This is a genomic window from Nocardia sp. NPDC058114, assembly GCF_042884695.1.
Lineage (GTDB): Bacteria > Actinomycetota > Actinomycetes > Mycobacteriales > Mycobacteriaceae > Nocardia.
In genome coordinates this window covers 243,030-262,508 of record NZ_JBHVTK010000009.1, presented here as the reverse complement: position 1 = coordinate 262,508, position 19,479 = coordinate 243,030, and the positions used below count along the sequence as shown (strand labels likewise).

Sequence of the window (19,479 nt, the reverse complement as noted above, 5' to 3'; positions counted from 1 at the left end):
GGGCGTAGGCGACGAAGGAGCAAGCCCCGGTGCCTGACCGGCGGCCCCTCAGGGCCGCGGACACGCGCGCGCCAGCGCGCCAACAAACACAGTCGAACCGACCTGGGACTACCGAACCCGATTCCCCACCCCAGAACCCGTCACACCCGCACACGACGGCGAACTCGGCCCAGTGATGCCGATCGGCTAGTGTCGCCTTCGTGCTCGCACCCGAACGGCGGACGCGCGCCGATATCTTCGTAGCAGTCGCGATCGCCGTCACCCTCGTGGTGGCGGCGTTCGTCGTATGGGCGCGCGCCGATGCCACCGGAACGGATTCGGTGACGGCGGCCTCCCCCGCCCCCACCGTCACCGCGGCCACCCAGCTGCCCACCACCTTGCGCGAGCAGTGGCACGCCGCCGACGAGTCGAGCAGGCGCGCGCTCACGTCGGGCAATGTGGTGGTGACCGGCGATCACGGCACCGTGAGTGGGCGCGATCCGCTCACCGGCAATCAGCTGTGGTGGTATCGCCGGGATATGCCGCTGTGCGGGGTCGAGTCGCAGTTCGGGACCGTGATCGCGACCTATCGCGATCAGCGTGGGTGCAGCCAGTCCGTGATGCTCGAGGCCGATACCGGTGCGCGCCGGGTCGCGCGCAGCAGCTACATGGACGACGAGATCCGTGTCAGCGGTGACGGCACCTACCTGCTGGCGCTCGGCGCGAACCGGCTGGAGATGTGGCGTTCGGATCTGGTACGCACGCTCGAGTACGGCTACGTGGATGCCCCGGTGAATCCGAACACCCAGCCGCGCAACGGATGTGCCCTGCGGTCGGCCGCGTCGAGTTCTTCGCGGCTGGCCGTGCTCGAGCGCTGCCCGGGTGACGCGACCGACCGGCTGACCGTGCTCAATCCGGCGCCGAAGGAATCGACCGCCCCCGAGGAATACGGCTCGCGGGTGCTCACCGCACCGGGTGCCGACGCGCCGCAGATGCGGGTGATCGCGGTGTCGGACAACAAGATCGCGGTCTACTACCCGCCGACGCCCGCGACCGCCACCGGCCTCGGGCTGCCGGCCAGGATCGCCGTGCACGACGGCACCGGCAACGAGATCGCGACCTACCAGCTCGCCGCCCCGTGGGACGAGCGCACCACAGTGACCCGCCTCGGCTCGGCCATCTACGTCTTCACCGGCAACAGCCTGATCGCCTTGAGCTCCAGCTCATTACAGCCGGTCTGGACGGTGCGCGACGCTCTCGGCACCCCCGCCCTGATGGCGGGCAGGCTGCTGGTACCGGTCCCCGACGGGCAGCTCGCGGTGGACAGCGGCAACGGCGCGACCGTCGCCCAGATCCCGCTCGCCCGCACCGACTACCGCGGCGACACCATCTCCACCGCCGTCCTGGGCAACACGGTCTTCGAACGCCGCGGCGGACAGCTCTACGCGCTCGGCTGAACCCGCACTGCCATGATGGACCCATGTCCACACCCGATGCCCGCCTGGTCCTGCTGCGCCACGGCGAAACCGAGTGGTCGAGTCAGCGCAAGCACACCAGCTTCACCGACTTGCCGCTGACCGAGCTGGGCGAAACCCAGGCCGTCGCGGCCGGGCTGGTGCTGAAATCCCTCGACCTGCGCGATCCGCTGTGCTTCACCAGTCCGCGGCTGCGGGCGAGACACACCGCCGAACTGGCAGGTCTGTCGCCGATCGAGGTCGACGACGATCTGGTCGAGTGGAACTACGGCGAGTACGAGGGCATCACGACCGCGCAGATCCGCGAGACCGTCCCCGGCTGGACGGTGTGGACCGCGCCCGTGCCCGGCGGGGAGACAGTCGAACAGGTAGGCGCCAGGGCCGATCGGGTACTCGCCCGGGCGGAGCCGGAGCTGGCGCGGCGCGACGTGGTCCTGGTCGGTCACGGGCACTTCTCGCGGGTGCTGATCGCGCGCTGGGCGGAGTTCGCGGTGCGTGAGGGACGCCGGTTCGCGATGTCGACCGGTGCGGTGAGTGTGCTCGGCTTCGACCACGACGCCCGCTCCATCTGGGGCCACAACCTGACAACCCGCACCGAGCCGATCGAAGGAGTCCACCGATGAGCGCATTCGTCCGCCGCGCCACCCCCGCCGACGTGCCGGCGATGGTCGGGCTCGTCCACGATCTGGCCGAGTACGAGAAGGCTCCCGCCGAGTGCACGCTCACCCCGGAGCAGTTGCGGTCCGCGCTGTTCGGGCCTGCCCCCGCGCTCTTCGCACATGTCGCCGAGAACGATGGTGACGTGGTCGGCTGTGCCATCTGGTTCCTGAACTACTCCACCTGGGACGGCGTGCACGGCATCTACCTGGAGGACCTGTACGTGCGACCCGAGACCCGCGGTACGGGGCTCGGCCGCGCCTTGATCGCGGCGCTGGCCGCCGAAGCGGTCGAACACGGCTACAGCCGGGTGTCGTGGTCGGTGCTCACCTGGAACACGCCGTCGATCGAGTTCTACCGATCTCTCGGCGCCGCACCGCAAGACGAGTGGATCGGCTATCGACTCGCCGGTGCCGAACTGTCGGCGCTGGCCGCCACCGCGAGCTGAACCGTGCGCATCGCGTTGCCCCACGATTGGCCACGGACACCCGACGAGGCGATCGCCCTCCAGGACGAACTCCGCCCTTCGGTATCCACCGAAAACCCCGCGCCGCCGCAATTTTCGACGGCGGCCGGAATTGATTCGGCGTATGCCGACGACGGCACCGTCGCGACGGCCGCGGTAATTATCGACATCGCCACCATGGAAACGGTGGAATCGGCAGTTGCACACGGCATTTCGGAATTCCCTTATGTGCCCGGGCTACTCGCGTTCCGGGAACTGCCCGCAACGGTTGCCGCATTGGAAAAGCTCACTGTCACACCGGATCTACTCGTGTGTGACGCACAAGGTGTGGCGCATCCCCGGCGTTTCGGATTGGCGTGTCACGTCGGATTGCTCACCGGAATTCCGACCATCGGTGTCGCCAAATCGGTGTGGGGCGAATACCGCGCGCCGGGGCCGCGCCGCGGTGACGCCAGCGACGTGACGATCGACGGCGAGGTCGTCGGGCGCGCGCTGCGCACGCGCGACGAGGTGAAGCCACTGTTCGTCTCGGTCGGCCACCGCATCGACCTCGACACCGCCTGCGACCGGGTACTGGCCCTCACGCGGGGTTTCCGGCAACCCGAGACCACCCGCCGAGCCGACCACCTGTGCCGCCAGGCACTGCGCGCGGCCACGGCCTGACCTACGAACGCTCGTCGTCCTCGGGGATCTCGCCGTAATCCTGGGCCATGAATCGACTCGTGGCAGGGGCGAACAGCGCGGCCAATCCGGCGACCGCCACGAGCCCGAGCAAGCTTCCCCACAGCGGCTGATGCGAGTCGGTCAGCAACGACCAGGCCACCGGCAACAGCAACACGTTCGCGATGACCGCGATGGCCCGCCCCCAGCGTTTGCCGCGCAGCAGCCCGATGCCCGCGGCGAGCACCCCGCCGAACAGCACCCCGAACCAGATCGCGGTGCCGACCCCGCTGGCCGCGGACTGATCGTGTCCGGTCAGCGCCCGCACGATCAGCACGATCGCGGTCACCACCCCGGCCAGCCCCTCCAGCGAAACCAGCCCACCGGCCACCCGCACTGTCGTCGGGATACCGGTCGACACCTGGTCGCCGCCCTCGCGCTGGTCACCGTCTGTCACGTCCTGCTCTGCCACGTGCCCAGCCTACGACGACGTGTCGTGGCGCCCGGCGCGCGCCGGGTGTTCGCCCGCGCGCACTACCCTCGGCACTGTGCGGACGTTGCTCATTGTCAATCCCAATGCCACCTCGACGACCCCGGCCACCCGGGATCTGCTCGCTCACGCCTTGGAGAGCCGAACGCAGCTGACCGTTGCGCACACCCAGCATCGCGGCCACGCGGCCGAACTGGCCCAGTGGGCATCGACGCAGGAGATGGACCTGATCGTCGTGCACGGTGGCGATGGGACGGTCAACGAGACCATCAACGGCTTCCTGCCGGTGCCCCAGGTCGGCGACGACCAGGTGTGGCGCCCACGTCTCGGGATCATCCCGGGCGGCTCGGCGAACGTCTTCGCCCGCGCGCTCGGCATCTCCCCCGATCCGGTGACAGCAACCAACCAGCTCATCGATCTGCTGGCGCGCGATGCCGACCGCCGGATCGGGCTCGGCCTCGCCGACGACCGATGGTTCACCTTCAGCGCGGGCGTCGGCCTCGACGCCGATGTGTGCGAATCGATCGACACCGCGCGCGCCAAGGGCCGCAAGGCGACGCCCGCGCGCTATCTGCGCACCACGGTCCGGCAGTTCTTCCGGGCTCGGCGGCAGGATCCGAGCGTCACCCTCGAGGTAACAGGACGGGATCCGGTCGAGGAGGTCTATTACGCCTTCGTCACGAATTCGAGTCCGTGGACCTATCTCGAGGACCGCCCGATTCGCACGAATCCCACCACCACCTTCGAATCGGGCCTCGGCGTGTTCGCGGTGCGGTCGATGAGTGTGACCCGCACACTGCTGCTTGCGCGGCAGTTGCTGGCCGAGAATGGAAACCCCAAGTCGCCCATACTTTTCCGCGCCGACGACGTGCCGTCCGTGCGAATCGAGACGGGCCAGGAGATCGGCCTGCAAATCGATGGCGACTTCATCGGAAAACGCAAGATGGTGCATTTCACATCCGTCCCCAGCGTGCTCGACGTGGTGGCACCCAAGCCGTCCTGACCACCGGACGGCAAGAAAAATCTCCTGGTTGCGCTGCGAAAACCCGGAGACGCGAGTACAAAGGACCGGGCAGGTTCCCCTTGTGGGGGCCTAGAGCGTGATCTCCCCCACGGTGCGCCGGAGACCTATTGACATCTACGGTGATCGTGAAAGCATTCACAAGCAACCGTGCGGAAACATTCGAGTCGCACAAGTGAACGATCCACTAACTACAGGCGCCCTTTGTGGCGCCCTCGCAAAGGAGCAGAGGAATGGACTGGCGCCACAAGGCCATCTGTCGCGATGAGGACCCCGAACTGTTCTTCCCGGTGGGTAACAGTGGTCCTGCGCTCGCGCAGATTGCCGATGCCAAGCTGGTCTGCGCCCGCTGCCCCGTCACGGCCGATTGCCTGTCATGGGCCCTCAAGTCCGGACAGGATGCCGGCGTGTGGGGTGGAATGAGCGAAGACGAGCGTCGCGCGCTCAAGCGGCGCAACGCGCGCACCCGTACGCGTACCTCCGTCTGAATCGACGGACCTGGCGTTGCCGGGCCATCAGCCCCGGTCCGGTAACGCATGTGTGAGAACCCGGCACCTTCACGGTGCCGGGTTTATTGTTGCCCACCTGAGGTTTCCGTAGCCTCAGCGCCCGGAACGGCGTCCGAGCGGAACCCGCAACACCGCGTCGGTGCCCACATCGGCACCCGGATGCAAGCCGATCGAGCCACCCAGTTCCGAGGTCACCAGGGTGCGCACGATCTGCAAACCCAACCGGTCGGAACCTTCCAGACTGAACCCTGACGGCAGGCCACGGCCGTCGTCGGAGATGATCACGTCGAGCCAGCGAGCCGACCGTTCCGAGCGAATCGTCACGGTACCGTTCTCCCCCGCGTCGAAGGCGTGCTCGATCGCGTTCTGCACCAGTTCCGTCAAGACCATCACCAGCGGCGTCGCCCGTTCGGCGGAGAACACCCCGAGCGAACCCGCGCGGCGCACCTTGATCCGCGCGGTGTGCACCGTCGCCACATCGGCCATGATCGGCAGCAGCCGGTCGATGACCTCGTCGAGGTCGACTTCCTCGTCCACCGACATCGACAGCATCTCGTGCACCGAGGCGATGGAGGTGACCCGTCGCACCGATTCCGTCAGTGCCACTTGAGCTTCCGGGTTCTCGGTGCGGCGCGCCTGCAATCGCAGCAGCGCCGCCACGGTCTGCAGATTGTTCTTCACCCGGTGGTGGATCTCACGGATCGTGGCGTCCTTGCTCAACAGCGCGCGATCGCGCCGCTTCACCTCGGTGACATCGCGCACCAGCACCGCGGGCCCGGCCAGTTCCCCGCCCGGACGCAGCACCAGGGTGCGCAACAGCACCGTCGCCCCGCGCGCCTCGACCTCCATCCGGCGCCCGGTTCGCCCGGCGAGCGCGGCCTGGATATCGGCCACCACTTCCTGGGCGTCGAACGGATCGGTGATCAGCGAGCGGGTGGTCACCGCGAGATCCTGGCCGACGAGATCGGCCTGCATCCCCATCCGGTGATAGGCCGAGAGCGCGTTCGGGCTCGCGTAGACGACGATGCCGTCGGTATCGAGGCGGATGAATCCGTCGCCCGCGCGCGGGCTGGAATGCGTGGCCGCCCGATCCTCGGGCGTCGGGAAACTGCCGTCGGCGATCATCTGGCACAGATCGTCGGCGCACGACACATACGCCGTTTCGAGGGTGCTGCGGACCCGCGAGCGCGCCAGGTCGGAATCGCGGCTGAGCACGGCGATCACATCGTCGCCGCAGCGCACCGGAATCGCTTCGCGCACCGCGTGCACCGGGCTCGGGTGATAGACCCCGCTCACCTCGACCTCGGTGTCGGTGCGCACCGTGTGTCCGCTGAGCAGGGCATCGAAGACCTGCGGGAAGTCGGTGCGCGAGGCGGTGGTGTCGACCTTGTCGTCGAGATGCACGGTCGGCGCGGTCGTGGGCCGGATCTGGGCCACACACACCACATCGGAACCGTCGACGACCGGGCCCGCGCCCACCCACAGCAGCAGATCGGAGAACGAGAGGTCGGCGAGCAACTGCCAATCGCCCACCACCCGTTGCAGATGGTCCACGGCGATGCCGGGAAGGTCGGTGTGTTCGGCCAGGAGCTCGCTCAGTGTTGCCACGCTGGATCTACCGCTTCGTTGCTCGGGTGAGTTACGCGATGGTGGCGATGAGGTCGCCCGCCTGGAGAACCTGGCCCGGGCTGACGTCGACCGACGTGATGTCGCCCTCGACCTCGGTGAGCACCGGGATCTCCATCTTCATCGATTCCAGCAGCACCAGTGTCTGGTCGACCCGGACGTGTTCGCCCACGGTGACCTCGACAGCGAGCACGGTCGAGACCATCTCCGCGCGCACTTCTTCAGGCATGGCACCCCTTCGTTAGTATCCGCCGAAGCTACAGCCAACCACACGTGAAACAATGGCTCTCGACCAGACAGAGAAGGGAGCTCCCATGGGTAAGCGTGGACGTAAGAAGCGCAGCCGCAAGGGCAACGCCGCAAACCACGGCAAGCGTCCTAACGCTTGAGTCGTGCCGCTGCGCACAGACGACAACAGCACGCTCTCAGAAGCTACTGAGAGCGTGCTGTTTCCGTATCCGGGCTGATCAGCCTTCGGTGGTCTCGATCCTGGTCACCGAGATCGTCCGGTGGATCTCCAGCTTCAGCCGGTCGCGCAGGCCTTCGGGAGCGTGCTCGCCACCGCATTTGCGGCTGAGCAGACCCTTGATCTTCTCCTCGATGCCATAGGCCTCGATGCACGGGCTGCAGTGGTCCATGTGCTCCTGCAAGCGCTGCCGAGTGGCCTGATCGCACTCGTTGTCGAGCATGAGCCACACATCCGCGAGGACCGCGGTGCAGTCCATGTCGAGATCGGGATCGTCACTCACTTGACTACCTCCTGGCGTTCCCCACGGTCGAATCCACGTTCGCGCGCCACATCGGCGAGCAGGCCCTTGAGCTGCTTGCGTCCACGGTGCAGCCGAGACATCACGGTACCGATGGGGGTGCCCATGATGTCGGCGATTTCCTTGTACGGGAAGCCTTCGACATCGGCGTAGTACACCGCCATCCGGAATTCCTCCGGCAGCTGCTGTAGCGCGGACTTGATCTGGTCGTCGGGCAGGGCGTCCAGCGCCTCCACCTCGGCCGAGCGCAGACCCACCGAGGAGTGCTCGGCGGTGGCCGCCAGCTGCCAGTCGGTGATCTCGTCGGTCGGGTACTGCGCGGGCTGGCGCTGCTTCTTGCGGTAGGAGTTGATGTAGGTGTTGGTCAGGATCCGGTACAGCCAGGCACGCAGATTGGTGCCTTCCCGGAACGACTTGAACCCCTGGAACGCCTTCACGAACGTCTCCTGCACCAGGTCCTCGGCATCGGCCGGGTTCCTGGTCATCCGCAGGGCGGCGCCGTAGAGCTGGTCGATCATCGGGAGCGCATCGCGCTCGAACCGGGCCGCCAGCTCGGCTTCGTCGACTTCCGTGCCGGACGCACCGTCGGACACCACGTCGTCGTCGCTCGTCACACCAATCCCTTCGATCGCCGTAGTAGCCGAATCTACCGGCACGACGGAATCGACTGGCAATCGCGCACCCCGTGGCAGGACAGGACGCTCCTCGAGCAGCAGTGTCACTATCTCTCCTTCACGTCGTCTCTGGCCGCGTTGGCTTGTCACTTGTGTGCAACATGCACCCCCGCATTCGTGTTCCCACACCGGCGGAAATCTGGTTGCCGGACCGGGCGTGGCCGCGATTAAGGTGACCGCTTATGTCGACTCCCGCGATCAAGGTCCTCAGCGGTATCGCGCACACGGTGCATTCCTATTCCCACGATCCACGCGCCGACTCCTATGGAGACGAGGCCGTCGACGCACTCGGCGACGAACTGGGAGTGCGAGCCGAGCAGATCTTCAAGACACTGGTGATCGAACTCTCATCCGGCACGCTCGCGGTGGCCGTTCTGCCGGTGCCCGCGCGGCTGTCGTTGAAGGCGGCGGCCGCCGCGCTCGGCGCGCCGAAGGCGAGCATGGCCGACAAGACCAAGGCCGAGCGCACCACCGGCTATGTGCTGGGCGGGGTTTCGCCGCTGGGTCAGCGCAAGAAGTTGCCCACTGTTGTCGACGCCTCCGCGCTCGACTGGGATCGGGTGCTGTGCAGCGCGGGCAAACGCGGGCTCGAAATCGAGTTGGCGCCCGCGGATCTGGTGCGTGCCTGCGCGGCCGTCACCGCCCCGATCACCAGCTGAGGCAATCCGGTCGGCGCCTCGTTCCGAATCACTTCGACGCATTCTGCGCCCGGTACGACCGATTCGACCCGAGGATGTGATGCGAAAATGTCCGCTCGTTCGACGATCGCCGCCCTGTCCGGTGCCCTGGTAATCACTTTCGGCGCTGCCGCTATAGCTCCGGCCACCGCGGTTCCGCAGGTGGTTCCGCCGTCGCAGGCCGAGCCCGGCGACTATCCGCTCAACGGCCAGGGCACCACGCCGAAGAGTTCGCCGAAGACCGCACCCGAGACCGACGAGAAGGCCGAGAAGGCCGAAAAGCTCGGCGGTGGGGTCGCCACCGAGGTGATCGATCTGATCACGGGAGTCATCAAGTGCGGGTTGAACATCGCCACCGACTCGGTGCCCTGCTCGCTCTGAGGAACTGCTACCCGAGGCTCGCTCTGAGGAACTGCTACCCGAGGCCGGGCACGATCACAACACTGTGGTCTGCCCGGCCTTGTCGTCGCATGACCCGTCGGGCACCAGGAGTTCGGGCCCGTTGTTGCGCACATTGTTGACCAGGGTGGAGACCGGGCGCGCCACGATCGTCGCCAGCTCCGCCTGCGAGGGCGGTCGCAGCAGATCGGCGGGCGCCGGGTGATCCGGGTCGAGCCAGGCGTCCCAGTGTTCGCGCGGCATCGGCAACGGCATCCGGTCGTGGATGCCTGCCAGCTCGCCGCTCGCGTCGGTGGTCAGGATCGTGCACGACATGAGCGGCTCGGCATCGGGCAGGCTGCGGTCCCGCCAGACCGACCAGAGCCCGGCCATATAGAGCAGGGAACCGTCACTGTGCGACATATAGAAGGGCCGCTTCACCGCCTTGCCCTTGCCGGTCGGTGACGGCTCGACCAGCCACTCGTACCAGCCGTCCATCGGCACCAGGCAGCGCTTGTGCTTGGCCGAATCGCGGAACGAGGGCGCGGTGGTCGCCTTGTCGGCGCGCGCGTTGAACAGCGGTTTCCCCTTGGCGGGCACGCCGGGTTCGGCCGCCTTGGTCCAGTGCGGGATCAGGCCCCAGCGCATCCACCGGATCCGCAGCCGCGGATCGTCGTCGGGTTCGCCGTGCGCGTGCCGCTCCACGACCGTGAGCACCTGCGTGGTCGGCGCGACGTTGTAGCTGACGGCGGCGTCCGGCTCGTCGAGCCCCGTCTCGTCGACAGCGTCCAGTTCGGCCGCCAACCGGCCCGGATTCGTGGTCGTCGCATATCGTCCACACATAAAGGTCAAGATACGCGCGGGCACCGACATCAGGCACCGCCGACGACGCCACCCCACGCGGAAAAAGCGCACCACCGGTGCGTCCGAACCGCACATAAGCGAAGATGGGGACGTGAGTTTCTGGCCTGCGCCCCATATCGAGGTCCCCGTCCACGCGACCGTGACCCTGCCCGGATCGAAGTCCATCACCAACCGCGCGCTCATCCTGGCCGCACTGGCCGATGGGCCGTCCACGCTCACCGGCGCCCTGCGCAGCCGCGACACCGATCTGATGATCGGGGCCCTGCGCGCCCTCGGCACCGAGATCACCGGCGACGCCGAGATCCTCGAGATCACCCCGGCGCCCCTGCGCAGTGCCGCTGTCGACTGCGGGCTGGCGGGCACCATCATGCGATTCCTGCCGCCCGCCGCCGCACTCGCCACGGGCGATGTCGCGTTCTTCGGCGACGAGCAGGCGAAGTTGCGCCCGCTGTCCACCATTCTCGACGCCCTGCGCAAGCTCGGTCTCGATGTCGACGGTGACGCGCTGCCCTTCGTCGTACACGGCACCGGCGCGCTGCGCGGCGGCACCGTCACCATCGACGCGTCGGGTTCCTCGCAGTTCGTGTCGGGGCTGCTGCTCTCGGCCGCCCGCTTCGACGAGGGCATCACCGTCCACCACGACGGCAAGGCACTGCCGTCGATGCCGCACATCGAGATGACGGTCGAGATGCTGCGCCGCGCCGATGTGGCCGTGCAGACCCCGGCCGATTCCGGCAACGCCCAGACCTGGACCGTGGCGCCCGGCCCGATCCGCGCGGTCGACTGGGACATCGAGCCCGACCTGTCCAACGCCACCCCGTTCCTGGCGGCGGCCGCGGTGACCGGCGGCGAGGTGAGCATCCCGATGTGGCCGCGCGGCACCACCCAGCCCGGTGACGTGATCCGCGAGATCCTCGTCCGGATGGGCGCCGAGGCCCGCATCTTCGACGGCATCCTCACCGTGCACGGTCCGGAACGCCTGGCGGGCATCGACATCGACCTGCACGACGTCGGCGAACTCACCCCCACCGTCGCCGCGCTGGCCGCGCTGGCCGACTCTCCCTCGCGACTGCGTGGCATCGCCCACCTGCGCGGACACGAAACAGACCGGCTCGCAGCACTTTCCGCCGAGATCAATCGGCTCGGCGGCAATGTCACCGAGACCGAGGACGGCCTCGAGATCGTGCCCACCCCGCTGCACGGCGGACAGTGGCACTCCTACGCCGATCACCGGATGGCCACCGCCGGCGCGATTCTGGGCCTGCGCGTGCCGGGGGTGGAGATCGAGGACATCGGCACCACCGCCAAGACCCTGCCGACCTTCGTCGCGCTGTGGGAGCAGATGCTGGCTCCCGCGTTATCCAGTGACGGAGTGGCGCGCTGAGCCGCCAGGGGCGATCCTCAGCCAGCTACGACGAATCCGACGTCCGGGTACGCCCGGGTAAGGCGTCGTCGCGTCCCCGCACCAAGACCCGTCCCCAGCACGCCGACGCCGAGCCCGCCATGGTGGTGGCCGTCGACCGCGGCCGCTGGGGTTGCGTGCTCGACGGGGACGCCGACCGGCGCATCGTCGCCATGCGCGCCCGTGAACTGGGCCGCACCCCGATCGTCGTGGGCGATCAGGTCGACGTGGTCGGCGACCTCACCGGCAGGCCCGACAGCCTGGCCAGGATCGTGCGGGTGAGCGAGCGCAGCACCGTGCTGCGCCGCACCGCCGACGACACCGATCCGTTCGAACGCATCGTCGTCGCCAATGCCCAGCAGTTGTTCATCGTGGTGGCGCTGGCCGATCCGCCGCCGCGCACCGGTTTCGTCGAGCGGGCGATGGTGGCCGCCTACGCCGGTGGGCTGGAACCGATTCTGGTGCTCACCAAACGCGACCTGGTCTCGGAATCCGAATTCGCTTCCGCCTTCGACGGTCTCGATCTGAAGATCCTCTACGCGGGCATCGACGACCCGATGGAGCCGGTGCTGGAGATCTTGAACGACCGGCTCACCGCGCTGATCGGGCACTCCGGTGTCGGTAAGTCGACGATGGTGAATCGTCTGGTGCCCGATGCCTATCGGGCGGTGGGCGAGGTGTCCGGCGTCGGCAAGGGCAAGCACACCTCCACCCAGTCGGTGGCGCTACCGCTACCCGAAGGCGGCTGGGTGATCGACACCCCGGGCGTGCGTTCGTTCGGCCTCGCCCACATCACGCCCGACGATGTGATCGCCTCGTTCACCGACCTCGCCGGTGCCATCGAGGACTGTCCGCGCGGCTGTACCCATCTCGGGCCGCCTGCCGATCCGGAATGCGCGCTCGATCAGCTGCCCGGCACGGAACGGCGGGTCGCCGCGATTCGCACGCTGCTGACCGCCCTGATCGCCAACGATGCTTGGTAGCAACCGATTCCGTGCCGGGTGACACTCAGAAGCTGAACGACCCCGTGTCGACCCCGCCGCCACCGCCGCCACCGTCGGTCGGCACCTCGGCCACGGTCACCGTCGCGGTGCTCGACGAACCCGCCACTCCGCTGCGCCCGGAGAAGGCCGCGCCGATGCTGTAGGCACCCGGGGCGCCCGGCGTCCAGACGATGCTCGCCTTGCCGTTCGCGCCGACCGGGATGTCGCCGAGCACGTTGTCGCCCGCCTTGAACTGGATCGTGCCGCCCGCCGCGGCCGGGGTCACGCTCGCTTCCAGCGTGACGGCCTTGCCGACCTGCGCACCCGACACCGCGGTGATGGCGGTGCTGGACACGGCGTCGCCCGACACTGTGATGGCCGGCCCCTTGGCCTGGTAGATGCCGTCGCCGAGAGACCCGCCGTAGTGCATCGAGGTCGGCAGCGGGGTGTCGCGGGCGCAGTTCACGCCGACCTTGTACTGGATCTCGAAGGTCTGCGACTTCGGCGAGATATTCGGGTACACCGGGTATTTGGTGATGCCGAACTCGGCGCGGATCCAGTCCGACGACGACGTATCGATCGAGACCGCGTCACCCGACATCTTCGCCGAGCCCGCGACCGGCGTCAGGCACGCCGGGTGCAGGTCCTTGATCGAGTAGATGTATTCCACCGGGATGCCGGTACGTTCGAACTTCGTGGTCACGGTGACCGTGTCGCCGACCACCGGGTTGGTGTTCGATACCGTTCGGGTGAAATGGCTGTTGCCGTCATCCCAGGTGATCGATCCCGGAGCGGCTACGGCCGAGCCGGGAAACGCCGTCATCGCCAGCCCCGCCGCGGCGGCGAAAACGGCCGCGCGCTGCACTCTTCTGTCCACCATCATCTGTCTCCAACTACGTGCCGGACGCCCTCGACGTCGTCGAGGCGCTGATACGCCCGAGTGGCGAGCAGTAGATCACGCCATGGTCCCCGGCGGATCCAAATCCGAAATAGATCTCGTTCAGATTTCGAATTCGACTCGCGTTCGCTCGCGTTCACAACCACGACACTGTCCGCCGGTACCGTCATCCCCATGAAGCCACCGGCGATCGGTTACCTGCGCCGCGACATCTCGGGTGTCGCCCAGTCCTGGGACGAAACGCAGATCCGTTCCCTAGCCGAACGCCTGGGCTACCGCTTCACCAAGACCGTCGTCTTCAGCGACCGCACCGCCGACCCGATCGGCCGCCTGCTCGACGTGGTCACCACCACCGAAGCCGCCGCGATCGTCACCCCCAGCCTCACCCACCTCGGCTCCGACCTCCCCCACCGCATCGTCGCCGCCTGCGACATCATCACCGTCACCCCCGAGATCACCCACACGAGAACCCTCCCCGCCCTCCCTGCCTGAGCCGGCGAGGCGCCCAGCGAACTCGCTGGGCCCCGAGGCTATTTCGCGGACGCGGAGTGAATACGGCTCCCGGAACACGACTATCGGGGTGTCGTGCGGGAAAATGAGGGGGTGACCACCGAGAACGAGCGTCCTGGACCGCCGGCTATGAGCCCGAGCATTTTGGTGATCACGATGTCGCGGCGGGTGGAGGCGGCGTTGGGGGCCGAGTTGGGGGCGCTGGATTTGACGGTGGCTCGGCTGGGGTTGCTCGGGCATATCAACGGGGTGCCCGGGGCCTCGTTCAGCGAGTTGGCGCGGATGTCGGGGACGAGCGTGCAGAGTGTGCACGCCGCGGTAAAGGGGCTGGTGGGGGCGGGATTGGTGCAGGATCGGACGGCGCGGGCGGGGTCGGCGTCGGCGATCGAGCTGACGGAGGCGGGCGCGGGGCTGCTCGCGCAGGCGCGTCAAGCGGTTGCGCGGGTGGACACCCAGCTGTTCGGGGCGGAATCGGATCCGATTCTGCGGCGGGTCGGAGCGGCGGTCGTCGACGCGTTCGCCGGGACGATTCCCCCTCGACCCGAGGCGTGACGAATCCGACCTTCAATGTGGCTGAAACTCGAGCTAGGCTTCAATCACATTGAAGGTCGGAGGGAGTCGGTAGTTGGAACACGTCTTGTTGTCCGTGCATGTGCTCGCGGGCATCGTCTTCGTCGGCGGCTCAGCGGTCGCCACCAGTCTTTTTCCCCGGTACGCGCCGGTCGCGGGCGCGCCCGATCCGGAATCGGTGCGCAGCAGGCCGGTCGCGGCCGCCATGCACCGGATCACCGGGAACTACGCGAAACTCGCCATCATCGTGCCGGTGATCGGCATCGTGCTGGCCACGATCCAGGGCCGGATGAACGAAATCTGGATCACCACCGCGATGGTGACGACCGCGGTGGCAGGCGGGCTGCTCGCCGTGCAGATCGTTCCGATGCAGCGCGAAGCCCTCGACCAGCCCGACGACGGCAAGCGCCTGCGGGTGCTGTCGATGCTCGCGGGTATCTACAACCTGCTGTGGACGGCCGTGGTCGTTCTCATGATCGTCCGTCCCGGATCCGCCGCGTGACCGAACAGGAGCTCCCCATGACCGACCAGGGTGTCACTTTCATCAATGTGATCGAGGTTTCCGCCGACGACATCGAGGGATTCGTCGCGCAGTGGCGCGAACGCGCCGCGCACATGCGCACCGCCCCCGGTTTCCGCGATGTCCGCCTGCACCGTGCCTTGCTGCCCGATTCGCGATTCCAGCTGGTGAACATCGCGCACTGGGACAGCGCCGAGGCCTGCGAGGCCGCCGGACGTAACCCGACGGTCGTCGCCTCGGTCGACCAGGCGCGTCAGGTCGCTCGCGCCAACCCCGCCCTGTACGAGGTGGTCGCCGAGTTCTCCTGAGCGACAAGCATTCACCATGCGCCGGAACCCCGCGACGGCCCTGCCGAGGCGGGGTTCCGGCGCGGCCGAATCCTGCGAGCAGTGGATTCTCGACGTCAGTGCTTCGCGCCGATGGTGTGGAGAATTTCGTGGATGATCGGGTCGGTGAGCCGGTTGGTGACCGATCGGCCTTCGCGACTCGAGGTGACGCACCCCTCGTGCCGCAGCACGCGTAGCGCCTGGGAGATCGCGTTCTCGTTGCGGCCGACCGCGGCGGCCAGTTCGCCGACGCTGATGCCGGGCGAGCGGTGCAGACACAGCAGGATTTCCAGGCGGCCGGGGTCCGACAGCAGGTCGAAGCGCTGCGCCCATTCCCTGATCTCGACGTCGCCGATCGCGCGACGGCCGAGTTCGACCGGCGACCCGTGCAGTGTGCGTGGCTCTCCCATGGCGGTGCCCAGCTTAATCGCCGAGTGGACAGGACGGCGCCGCCCGCGACTATTATCTGTTCATCTGTTCAGATAAACATGTAGGGATGATGGATGCGCACTCGGCCGCTATTCGCTGTAGGAGCCGCGCTGGCGGTCGTGCTGACATCGTGCGGAGCGCCCGACAGCGGGTCCATCGACTCGCTCGTGCTCGCCGACGCGTATGAGCTGGGCGGGTACAACCCCGTCGCCGGGTACGGCGCGGCCGGCGAGGCCAAGGTCTACGACGGATTGCTGCGGCTCACCGGCGGCACCGGCCTGCCCGGTTTCGAGCCCGCCCTGGCAACGGCATTGCCGACGCCCGACGCCGACGCGACTGTCTGGACGGTGCCGCTGCGCCCCGGCGTGCGGTTCAGTGACGGGTCGGCGTTCGACGCCGCCGACGTGGTGGCGACCTACCGGGCGATTCTGGATCCGGCGTCGGCCTCGGAGGTGCGGTCGTCGTTTTCGATGATCGACCGGGTCGACGCCGTCGATCCGCTGTCGGTGCGGTTCACCCTGCGTCATCCCTATGCCGCGTTCCCGACCAAGCTGCTGATCGGGATCGTGCCGTCGGAGTCCGTCTCGACACCGGGGCCCGCGACCGAATCACCGCTCAATACCGCCCCGATCGGCACCGGCCCCTATCGGCTCACAACACTGGAGCCGACGAGAGCGGTATTCGAAGCGAACGAAAGCTATTGGGGTGGTGCGCCTTCGGTCAAGCGGCTGACTGTGCTCTACGTGCCCGACGACAACACCCGCGCGCAGCGGATGGCCGCCGGTGAACTCGACGGAACGTCACTGCCGCCCCTGCTGGCCGCCACCTTCGCACAACGGATGTCGGTGCAGGCCAACACTTCCGCGGATTGGCGCGGTGTGTCGATGCCCGAGCGCGATCCGGTCGCCGGCGACCCGGCCGTCCGGCTGGCACTGAACTACGCGGTGGACCGGCAAGCGATGATCGACAATATCCTCGGCGGCTACGGTCGCCCGGCCTACACGCCTTTCGCCGAGGTCTACGGCGAATCCCACAACCCGGCGGTCGCTTTCGCCTTCGATCGCGCGCGTGCCGAGCAGATCCTCGACGGTGCGCGATGGCGGGCCGGCGCCGACGGCGTGCGCGCGAAAGACGGCGTGCGCGCGCGATTCACCGTGATGTACAACTCCACCGACACGTTGCGCCGTGACCTCGCACTGGCTTTCGCCTCCGATGCGCGGCGGGTGGGTATCGAGGTCGATCTCGAGGCGCTGTCCTGGGATCGGATCGAGCCGCGCATCGCACAGGCCGGGATCCTGCTCGGCGGCGGGAGCGAGCCCTACGATCCCGACACCCAGGCCTACAACACCCTGCACTCGCCGCTGCTCGACCCGAGTGCGGGTAGCCCGTACGACAATGCGAGCAGGCACGCGGATCCCGCGATCGACGCGCGACTCGACACCGCACGGCGCAGTGTCGATCCCGCGGTGCGCGCCGCCGCGTACCGGGAGGTACAGAGCCGGTATGCCCAGGATCCGAGCCACGTCTTCCTGGTCCATCTCGATCACACCTATGTGGTGAAGGATTCTTCCTGGACGATGTCGGGACCGATTCTCGAGCCGCACGCGCACGGCGTCACCTGGGGACCATGGTGGTCGCTGCAGACCTGGACCCGCTGATGGGGCGCAGTCGCGTTCGCGGACGCGGCCTCCGAGCCATGGTCGGGTGGCGACTGGCGGCGTTGATTCCGGTGCTCGCCGCGGTGTCGGCCGCGCTCTTCGCCGCGGCGGCGGTGTCGCCGTTCGACCCGCTGGTCGGCTATCTCGGCGCCCGCTACGAGACGACGAGTGCGTCGGATCGGGCGATGCTCACCGATCAGCTCGGGCTGGACGCGTCGTGGTACCAGCTGTACGGACGCTGGATCGGCGACCTGTTCAGCGGCGACCTCGGCGTTTCCCGCGGGTTCGCCCAGCCGGTGAGTACCCTGCTCGCCCAACGGATTCCGTGGACAGTGCTGCTGGTCGTGATCGCGATGAGCGTGGCGATCGCCGTCGCGCTCGGCGCGGGCGTCTGGGCGGGCATGCATCGCGGTGGGGTGATCGATCGGCTGGTCACCACGTCGTGTGTGGTGATGCAGGGGCTACCGCCGTTCGTGGTGTCGCTGGCCTCGATCGGCGTGTTCGCGGTCGGACTCGGCTGGTTGCCGCCTGCCGGGCTCACCGACGCCGGGGCTGAGGCCGGGGTCGGTCAGGTGGCGCGACATCTCGTGCTGCCCGCTGCCGCGTTGGCCGTCTCACAGGTGCCGTGGCTCCTGCTGGCCGTGCGGGAATCGGTGTCGGGCAATCGCGGTGAGGATTTCGTGGTCGGTGCCGCCACCCGCGGCATCGACCCCGCGACGATCACCCGCAAGCACATCCTGCCCGCCTCGCTGGCCCCGTTCGTGACGATCCTCGGCGCGCGACTGCCGGAGGTCGTGGTCGGGGCGGTGCTGGTGGAGGAGATCTTCTCGTGGCCGGGGATCGCCGGTGCGTTCGTACAGTCGGCGAAGGATCTGGACATGGCGCTGCTTGCCGTGCTGACTGTCGGCACGACCTGCGCAGTAATGCTCGGCTCGCTGCTCGCCGATGTCGCGGTGGTGCTGCTCGATCCGAGGGTGCGCGCCGATGGGTGAGCGGTATCGCCTGCGCGCTCGTGCTCGCGACGTCCCGCGCGAAGCTGCCGAGGGGCGACGCGGTGCCTGCTGGGCGTCAGCGGGCGGTGAGCGGCGGCTTTGTGTCGCGCTGGCGGTGCTGGCCGCGGTGGTGCTGTACGCGGTGACGGTGCCGTGGATCGGTGGGGTCGACGATCGGCTGACCGACTTCGCGAGCGCACGGCAGGCACCGTCCGGACAGTGGTGGTTCGGGACCGACTCGGCCGGGCGGTCGCTGTTCGTGCGAATCGCGGCGGCATTGCGGACCTCGCTGGTGGTCGCGGCGTGTGCGGCTGCGGTGTCGACGGTGATCGGGGTGCTGGTCGGTGCTGTCTCCGCGCTGGCCGGTGGCTGGGTGGATCGGGTGATCATGCGCTTCGCCGATACCGCGAACGCGCTGCCGCATCTGCTGCTCGGAATCGTGATCGTGGCGCTGTTCCGGGGAAACGCGCTGGCGGTGGTGTTGTCGATCGGACTCACGCACTGGGTGCAGGTGGCGCGGATCGTGCGGGCGGAGAGCTTGAGTCTGCGCGAGCGCGAGTACGTGTCCGCGGCGGTGCTCGCAGGTGCGAGTCGCGCTCACCTGCTGGTCAGACATCTGCTGCCCGCCGTCGCCCCGCAGGCGTTGATCGCGGTGGTTCTGCTTCTCCCGCACGCGATTTGGCACGAGTCGACCTTGTCGTTCCTCGGGTTCGGACTGCCGCCGCACGAGCCGAGCCTGGGCACACTGCTGGAGGAAGCGCGCACGTCGCTGCTGCTTGGCGGGTGGTGGACGCTGGTCTTCCCCGCTGGATTCCTGGTGCTGACGACGATGGCGGTCGCTGTCTCGGGATCGTCACTCCGCGGGTTGCTGGCCCCACCGAAACCTGCACGGATGCCGCGATGAACCGAGCACGGCAGGACCCGCCGATGCCGGGATGCCATGGCCGA

At 68.0% G+C, this 19,479-nt stretch carries 26 protein-coding genes; 18 read left to right on the top strand and 8 right to left on the bottom strand.

The annotated features are described in order from the left end of the window. The first annotated feature begins 200 nt into the window (after positions 1–200). The 4 genes from ACFVVI_RS28785 to ACFVVI_RS28770 are packed head-to-tail and all read left to right on the top strand — an operon-like array spanning position 201 to position 3,240. A complete protein-coding gene (locus ACFVVI_RS28785; protein ID WP_378993561.1) occupies positions 201–1,436 on the top strand; it encodes a hypothetical protein in 1,236 nt (411 codons plus the stop codon). A gap of 23 nt (positions 1,437–1,459) precedes the next feature. After that, positions 1,460–2,077 (top strand): acid phosphatase, encoded by a 618-nt coding sequence (locus ACFVVI_RS28780; protein WP_387447568.1) that lies wholly within the window; start codon positions 1,460–1,462, stop codon positions 2,075–2,077. Next, positions 2,074–2,559 (top strand): GNAT family N-acetyltransferase, encoded by a 486-nt coding sequence (locus ACFVVI_RS28775; protein WP_378993559.1) that lies wholly within the window; start codon positions 2,074–2,076, stop codon positions 2,557–2,559. The genes ACFVVI_RS28780 and ACFVVI_RS28775 overlap by 4 nt, the downstream gene beginning before the upstream one ends. 3 nt (positions 2,560–2,562) lie before the next feature. Then, positions 2,563–3,240 (top strand): endonuclease V, encoded by a 678-nt coding sequence (locus ACFVVI_RS28770; protein WP_378993558.1) that lies wholly within the window; start codon positions 2,563–2,565, stop codon positions 3,238–3,240. A 1-nt stretch (position 3,241) separates the two neighbouring features. Here ACFVVI_RS28770 and ACFVVI_RS28765 read toward each other — a convergent pair whose 3' ends face one another. Further along, a complete protein-coding gene (locus ACFVVI_RS28765; protein WP_387447578.1) occupies positions 3,242–3,646 on the bottom strand; it encodes a hypothetical protein in 405 nt (134 codons plus the stop codon). A 139-nt stretch (positions 3,647–3,785) separates the two neighbouring features. On the opposite strand from ACFVVI_RS28765, the gene ACFVVI_RS28760 reads away from it, so the two are divergent. Together ACFVVI_RS28760 and ACFVVI_RS28755 are read left to right on the top strand one after the other, a co-directional pair. Then, positions 3,786–4,730, top strand: a complete 945-nt coding sequence (locus tag ACFVVI_RS28760) for a diacylglycerol/lipid kinase family protein (protein ID WP_378632685.1) — start codon at positions 3,786–3,788, stop codon at positions 4,728–4,730. 251 nt (positions 4,731–4,981) lie between these two features. Then, positions 4,982–5,236, top strand: a complete 255-nt coding sequence (locus ACFVVI_RS28755; RefSeq protein ID WP_022567051.1) for a WhiB family transcriptional regulator — start codon at positions 4,982–4,984, stop codon at positions 5,234–5,236. A gap of 114 nt (positions 5,237–5,350) precedes the next feature. On the opposite strand, the gene ACFVVI_RS28750 is transcribed toward ACFVVI_RS28755, so the two are convergent. Next, positions 5,351–6,865, bottom strand: a complete 1,515-nt coding sequence (locus tag ACFVVI_RS28750) for a sensor histidine kinase (protein WP_379312578.1) — start codon at positions 6,863–6,865, stop codon at positions 5,351–5,353. 31 nt (positions 6,866–6,896) lie between these two features. Further along, positions 6,897–7,112, bottom strand: a complete 216-nt coding sequence (locus tag ACFVVI_RS28745) for a biotin/lipoyl-binding carrier protein (protein ID WP_378632681.1) — start codon at positions 7,110–7,112, stop codon at positions 6,897–6,899. An 85-nt stretch (positions 7,113–7,197) separates the two neighbouring features. Between ACFVVI_RS28745 and ACFVVI_RS28740 the strand changes: the two genes are divergently transcribed. Continuing rightward, positions 7,198–7,272, top strand: coding sequence for a 50S ribosomal protein bL37 (locus ACFVVI_RS28740; protein ID WP_022597109.1), 75 nt, complete (start codon positions 7,198–7,200; stop codon positions 7,270–7,272). A 78-nt stretch (positions 7,273–7,350) separates the two neighbouring features. Here the strand turns inward: ACFVVI_RS28740 and rsrA are convergent, their stop codons facing one another. Both rsrA and ACFVVI_RS28730 read right to left on the bottom strand, forming a co-directional pair. After that, the gene (gene rsrA, locus ACFVVI_RS28735; RefSeq protein ID WP_378993575.1) at positions 7,351–7,608 is read right to left on the bottom strand and encodes a mycothiol system anti-sigma-R factor; all 258 of its coding nucleotides are present in this window, start codon (positions 7,606–7,608) and stop codon (positions 7,351–7,353) included. A 20-nt stretch (positions 7,609–7,628) separates the two neighbouring features. Next, positions 7,629–8,342: a sigma-70 family RNA polymerase sigma factor gene (locus ACFVVI_RS28730; RefSeq protein ID WP_378993574.1), complete on the bottom strand. Its 714-nt coding sequence runs from the start codon at positions 8,340–8,342 to the stop codon at positions 7,629–7,631. 164 nt (positions 8,343–8,506) lie between these two features. Here ACFVVI_RS28730 and ybaK point away from each other — a divergent pair, with 164 nt between their 5' ends. Both ybaK and ACFVVI_RS28720 read left to right on the top strand, forming a co-directional pair. Next, positions 8,507–8,983 carry a Cys-tRNA(Pro) deacylase gene (ybaK, locus tag ACFVVI_RS28725; RefSeq protein ID WP_387447567.1) on the top strand — a complete coding sequence of 159 codons (477 nt, stop codon included), beginning with the start codon at positions 8,507–8,509 and terminating at the stop codon, positions 8,981–8,983. 87 nt (positions 8,984–9,070) lie between these two features. Then, entirely contained in the window at positions 9,071–9,382 is a 312-nt protein-coding gene (locus ACFVVI_RS28720; protein WP_378993555.1) for a hypothetical protein, read from the top strand. Between the two features lie 54 nt (positions 9,383–9,436). On the opposite strand, the gene ACFVVI_RS28715 is transcribed toward ACFVVI_RS28720, so the two are convergent. Further along, on the bottom strand, positions 9,437–10,222 hold the full coding sequence (locus tag ACFVVI_RS28715) for an SOS response-associated peptidase (protein WP_387447566.1): 786 nt from the start codon (positions 10,220–10,222) through the stop codon (positions 9,437–9,439). A gap of 112 nt (positions 10,223–10,334) precedes the next feature. Between ACFVVI_RS28715 and aroA the strand changes: the two genes are divergently transcribed. Together aroA and rsgA are read left to right on the top strand one after the other, a co-directional pair. Then, entirely contained in the window at positions 10,335–11,627 is a 1,293-nt protein-coding gene (aroA, locus tag ACFVVI_RS28710) for a 3-phosphoshikimate 1-carboxyvinyltransferase (RefSeq protein ID WP_379312575.1), read from the top strand. A gap of 119 nt (positions 11,628–11,746) precedes the next feature. Continuing rightward, complete coding sequence (gene rsgA / locus ACFVVI_RS28705; protein ID WP_378993552.1) at positions 11,747–12,628, top strand: ribosome small subunit-dependent GTPase A; 882 nt, start codon at positions 11,747–11,749, stop codon at positions 12,626–12,628. A 25-nt stretch (positions 12,629–12,653) separates the two neighbouring features. Here the strand turns inward: rsgA and ACFVVI_RS28700 are convergent, their stop codons facing one another. Next, positions 12,654–13,508, bottom strand: a complete 855-nt coding sequence (locus tag ACFVVI_RS28700; RefSeq protein WP_378993551.1) for an Ig-like domain-containing protein — start codon at positions 13,506–13,508, stop codon at positions 12,654–12,656. Positions 13,509–13,700: 192 nt separating this feature from the next. On the opposite strand from ACFVVI_RS28700, the gene ACFVVI_RS28695 reads away from it, so the two are divergent. From ACFVVI_RS28695 to ACFVVI_RS28680, 4 genes are all read left to right on the top strand, one after another. Next, entirely contained in the window at positions 13,701–14,018 is a 318-nt protein-coding gene (locus ACFVVI_RS28695) for a hypothetical protein (protein ID WP_101466068.1), read from the top strand. A gap of 147 nt (positions 14,019–14,165) precedes the next feature. After that, positions 14,166–14,588, top strand: coding sequence for a MarR family winged helix-turn-helix transcriptional regulator (locus ACFVVI_RS28690; RefSeq protein WP_387447565.1), 423 nt, complete (start codon positions 14,166–14,168; stop codon positions 14,586–14,588). Positions 14,589–14,661: 73 nt separating this feature from the next. After that, positions 14,662–15,108, top strand: a complete 447-nt coding sequence (locus ACFVVI_RS28685; protein WP_378993549.1) for a hypothetical protein — start codon at positions 14,662–14,664, stop codon at positions 15,106–15,108. A 17-nt stretch (positions 15,109–15,125) separates the two neighbouring features. Next, entirely contained in the window at positions 15,126–15,434 is a 309-nt protein-coding gene (locus tag ACFVVI_RS28680) for an antibiotic biosynthesis monooxygenase family protein (protein ID WP_379314428.1), read from the top strand. Between the two features lie 95 nt (positions 15,435–15,529). Here the strand turns inward: ACFVVI_RS28680 and ACFVVI_RS28675 are convergent, their stop codons facing one another. Continuing rightward, on the bottom strand, positions 15,530–15,862 hold the full coding sequence (locus ACFVVI_RS28675) for an ArsR/SmtB family transcription factor (protein WP_378632642.1): 333 nt from the start codon (positions 15,860–15,862) through the stop codon (positions 15,530–15,532). Positions 15,863–15,955: 93 nt separating this feature from the next. Between ACFVVI_RS28675 and ACFVVI_RS28670 the strand changes: the two genes are divergently transcribed. Genes ACFVVI_RS28670 through ACFVVI_RS28660 form a run of 3 tightly spaced genes read left to right on the top strand, consistent with a single transcriptional unit; the run spans position 15,956 to position 19,435 of the window. Then, complete coding sequence (locus ACFVVI_RS28670) at positions 15,956–17,539, top strand: ABC transporter substrate-binding protein (protein WP_387447564.1); 1,584 nt, start codon at positions 15,956–15,958, stop codon at positions 17,537–17,539. Then, positions 17,509–18,531: an ABC transporter permease gene (locus ACFVVI_RS28665; protein ID WP_378993546.1), complete on the top strand. Its 1,023-nt coding sequence runs from the start codon at positions 17,509–17,511 to the stop codon at positions 18,529–18,531. Before ACFVVI_RS28670 ends, ACFVVI_RS28665 begins: the two co-directional genes overlap by 31 nt. Then, a complete protein-coding gene (locus ACFVVI_RS28660; RefSeq protein WP_387447563.1) occupies positions 18,524–19,435 on the top strand; it encodes an ABC transporter permease in 912 nt (303 codons plus the stop codon). Before ACFVVI_RS28665 ends, ACFVVI_RS28660 begins: the two co-directional genes overlap by 8 nt. The last annotated feature ends 44 nt before the right edge of the window (positions 19,436–19,479 follow it).

Coding starts and splice junctions, on each gene's coding strand:
- ACFVVI_RS28780 (WP_387447568.1), top strand. CDS start 1,460: ATGTCCACACCCGATGCCCGCCTGGTCCTGCTGCGCCACGGCGAAACC.
- ACFVVI_RS28775 (WP_378993559.1), top strand. CDS start 2,074: ATGAGCGCATTCGTCCGCCGCGCCACCCCCGCCGACGTGCCGGCGATG.
- ACFVVI_RS28755 (WP_022567051.1), top strand. CDS start 4,982: ATGGACTGGCGCCACAAGGCCATCTGTCGCGATGAGGACCCCGAACTG.
- ACFVVI_RS28745 (WP_378632681.1), bottom strand. CDS start 7,112: ATGCCTGAAGAAGTGCGCGCGGAGATGGTCTCGACCGTGCTCGCTGTC.
- rsrA (WP_378993575.1), bottom strand. CDS start 7,608: ATGGACTGCACCGCGGTCCTCGCGGATGTGTGGCTCATGCTCGACAAC.
- ybaK (WP_387447567.1), top strand. CDS start 8,507: ATGTCGACTCCCGCGATCAAGGTCCTCAGCGGTATCGCGCACACGGTG.
- ACFVVI_RS28720 (WP_378993555.1), top strand. CDS start 9,071: ATGTCCGCTCGTTCGACGATCGCCGCCCTGTCCGGTGCCCTGGTAATC.
- ACFVVI_RS28715 (WP_387447566.1), bottom strand. CDS start 10,222: ATGTGTGGACGATATGCGACGACCACGAATCCGGGCCGGTTGGCGGCC.
- rsgA (WP_378993552.1), top strand. CDS start 11,747: ATGGTGGTGGCCGTCGACCGCGGCCGCTGGGGTTGCGTGCTCGACGGG.
- ACFVVI_RS28700 (WP_378993551.1), bottom strand. CDS start 13,508: ATGGTGGACAGAAGAGTGCAGCGCGCGGCCGTTTTCGCCGCCGCGGCG.
- ACFVVI_RS28695 (WP_101466068.1), top strand. CDS start 13,701: ATGAAGCCACCGGCGATCGGTTACCTGCGCCGCGACATCTCGGGTGTC.
- ACFVVI_RS28690 (WP_387447565.1), top strand. CDS start 14,166: ATGAGCCCGAGCATTTTGGTGATCACGATGTCGCGGCGGGTGGAGGCG.
- ACFVVI_RS28680 (WP_379314428.1), top strand. CDS start 15,126: ATGACCGACCAGGGTGTCACTTTCATCAATGTGATCGAGGTTTCCGCC.
- ACFVVI_RS28675 (WP_378632642.1), bottom strand. CDS start 15,862: ATGGGAGAGCCACGCACACTGCACGGGTCGCCGGTCGAACTCGGCCGT.
- ACFVVI_RS28670 (WP_387447564.1), top strand. CDS start 15,956: ATGCGCACTCGGCCGCTATTCGCTGTAGGAGCCGCGCTGGCGGTCGTG.
- ACFVVI_RS28665 (WP_378993546.1), top strand. CDS start 17,509: ATGGTGGTCGCTGCAGACCTGGACCCGCTGATGGGGCGCAGTCGCGTT.
- ACFVVI_RS28660 (WP_387447563.1), top strand. CDS start 18,524: ATGGGTGAGCGGTATCGCCTGCGCGCTCGTGCTCGCGACGTCCCGCGC.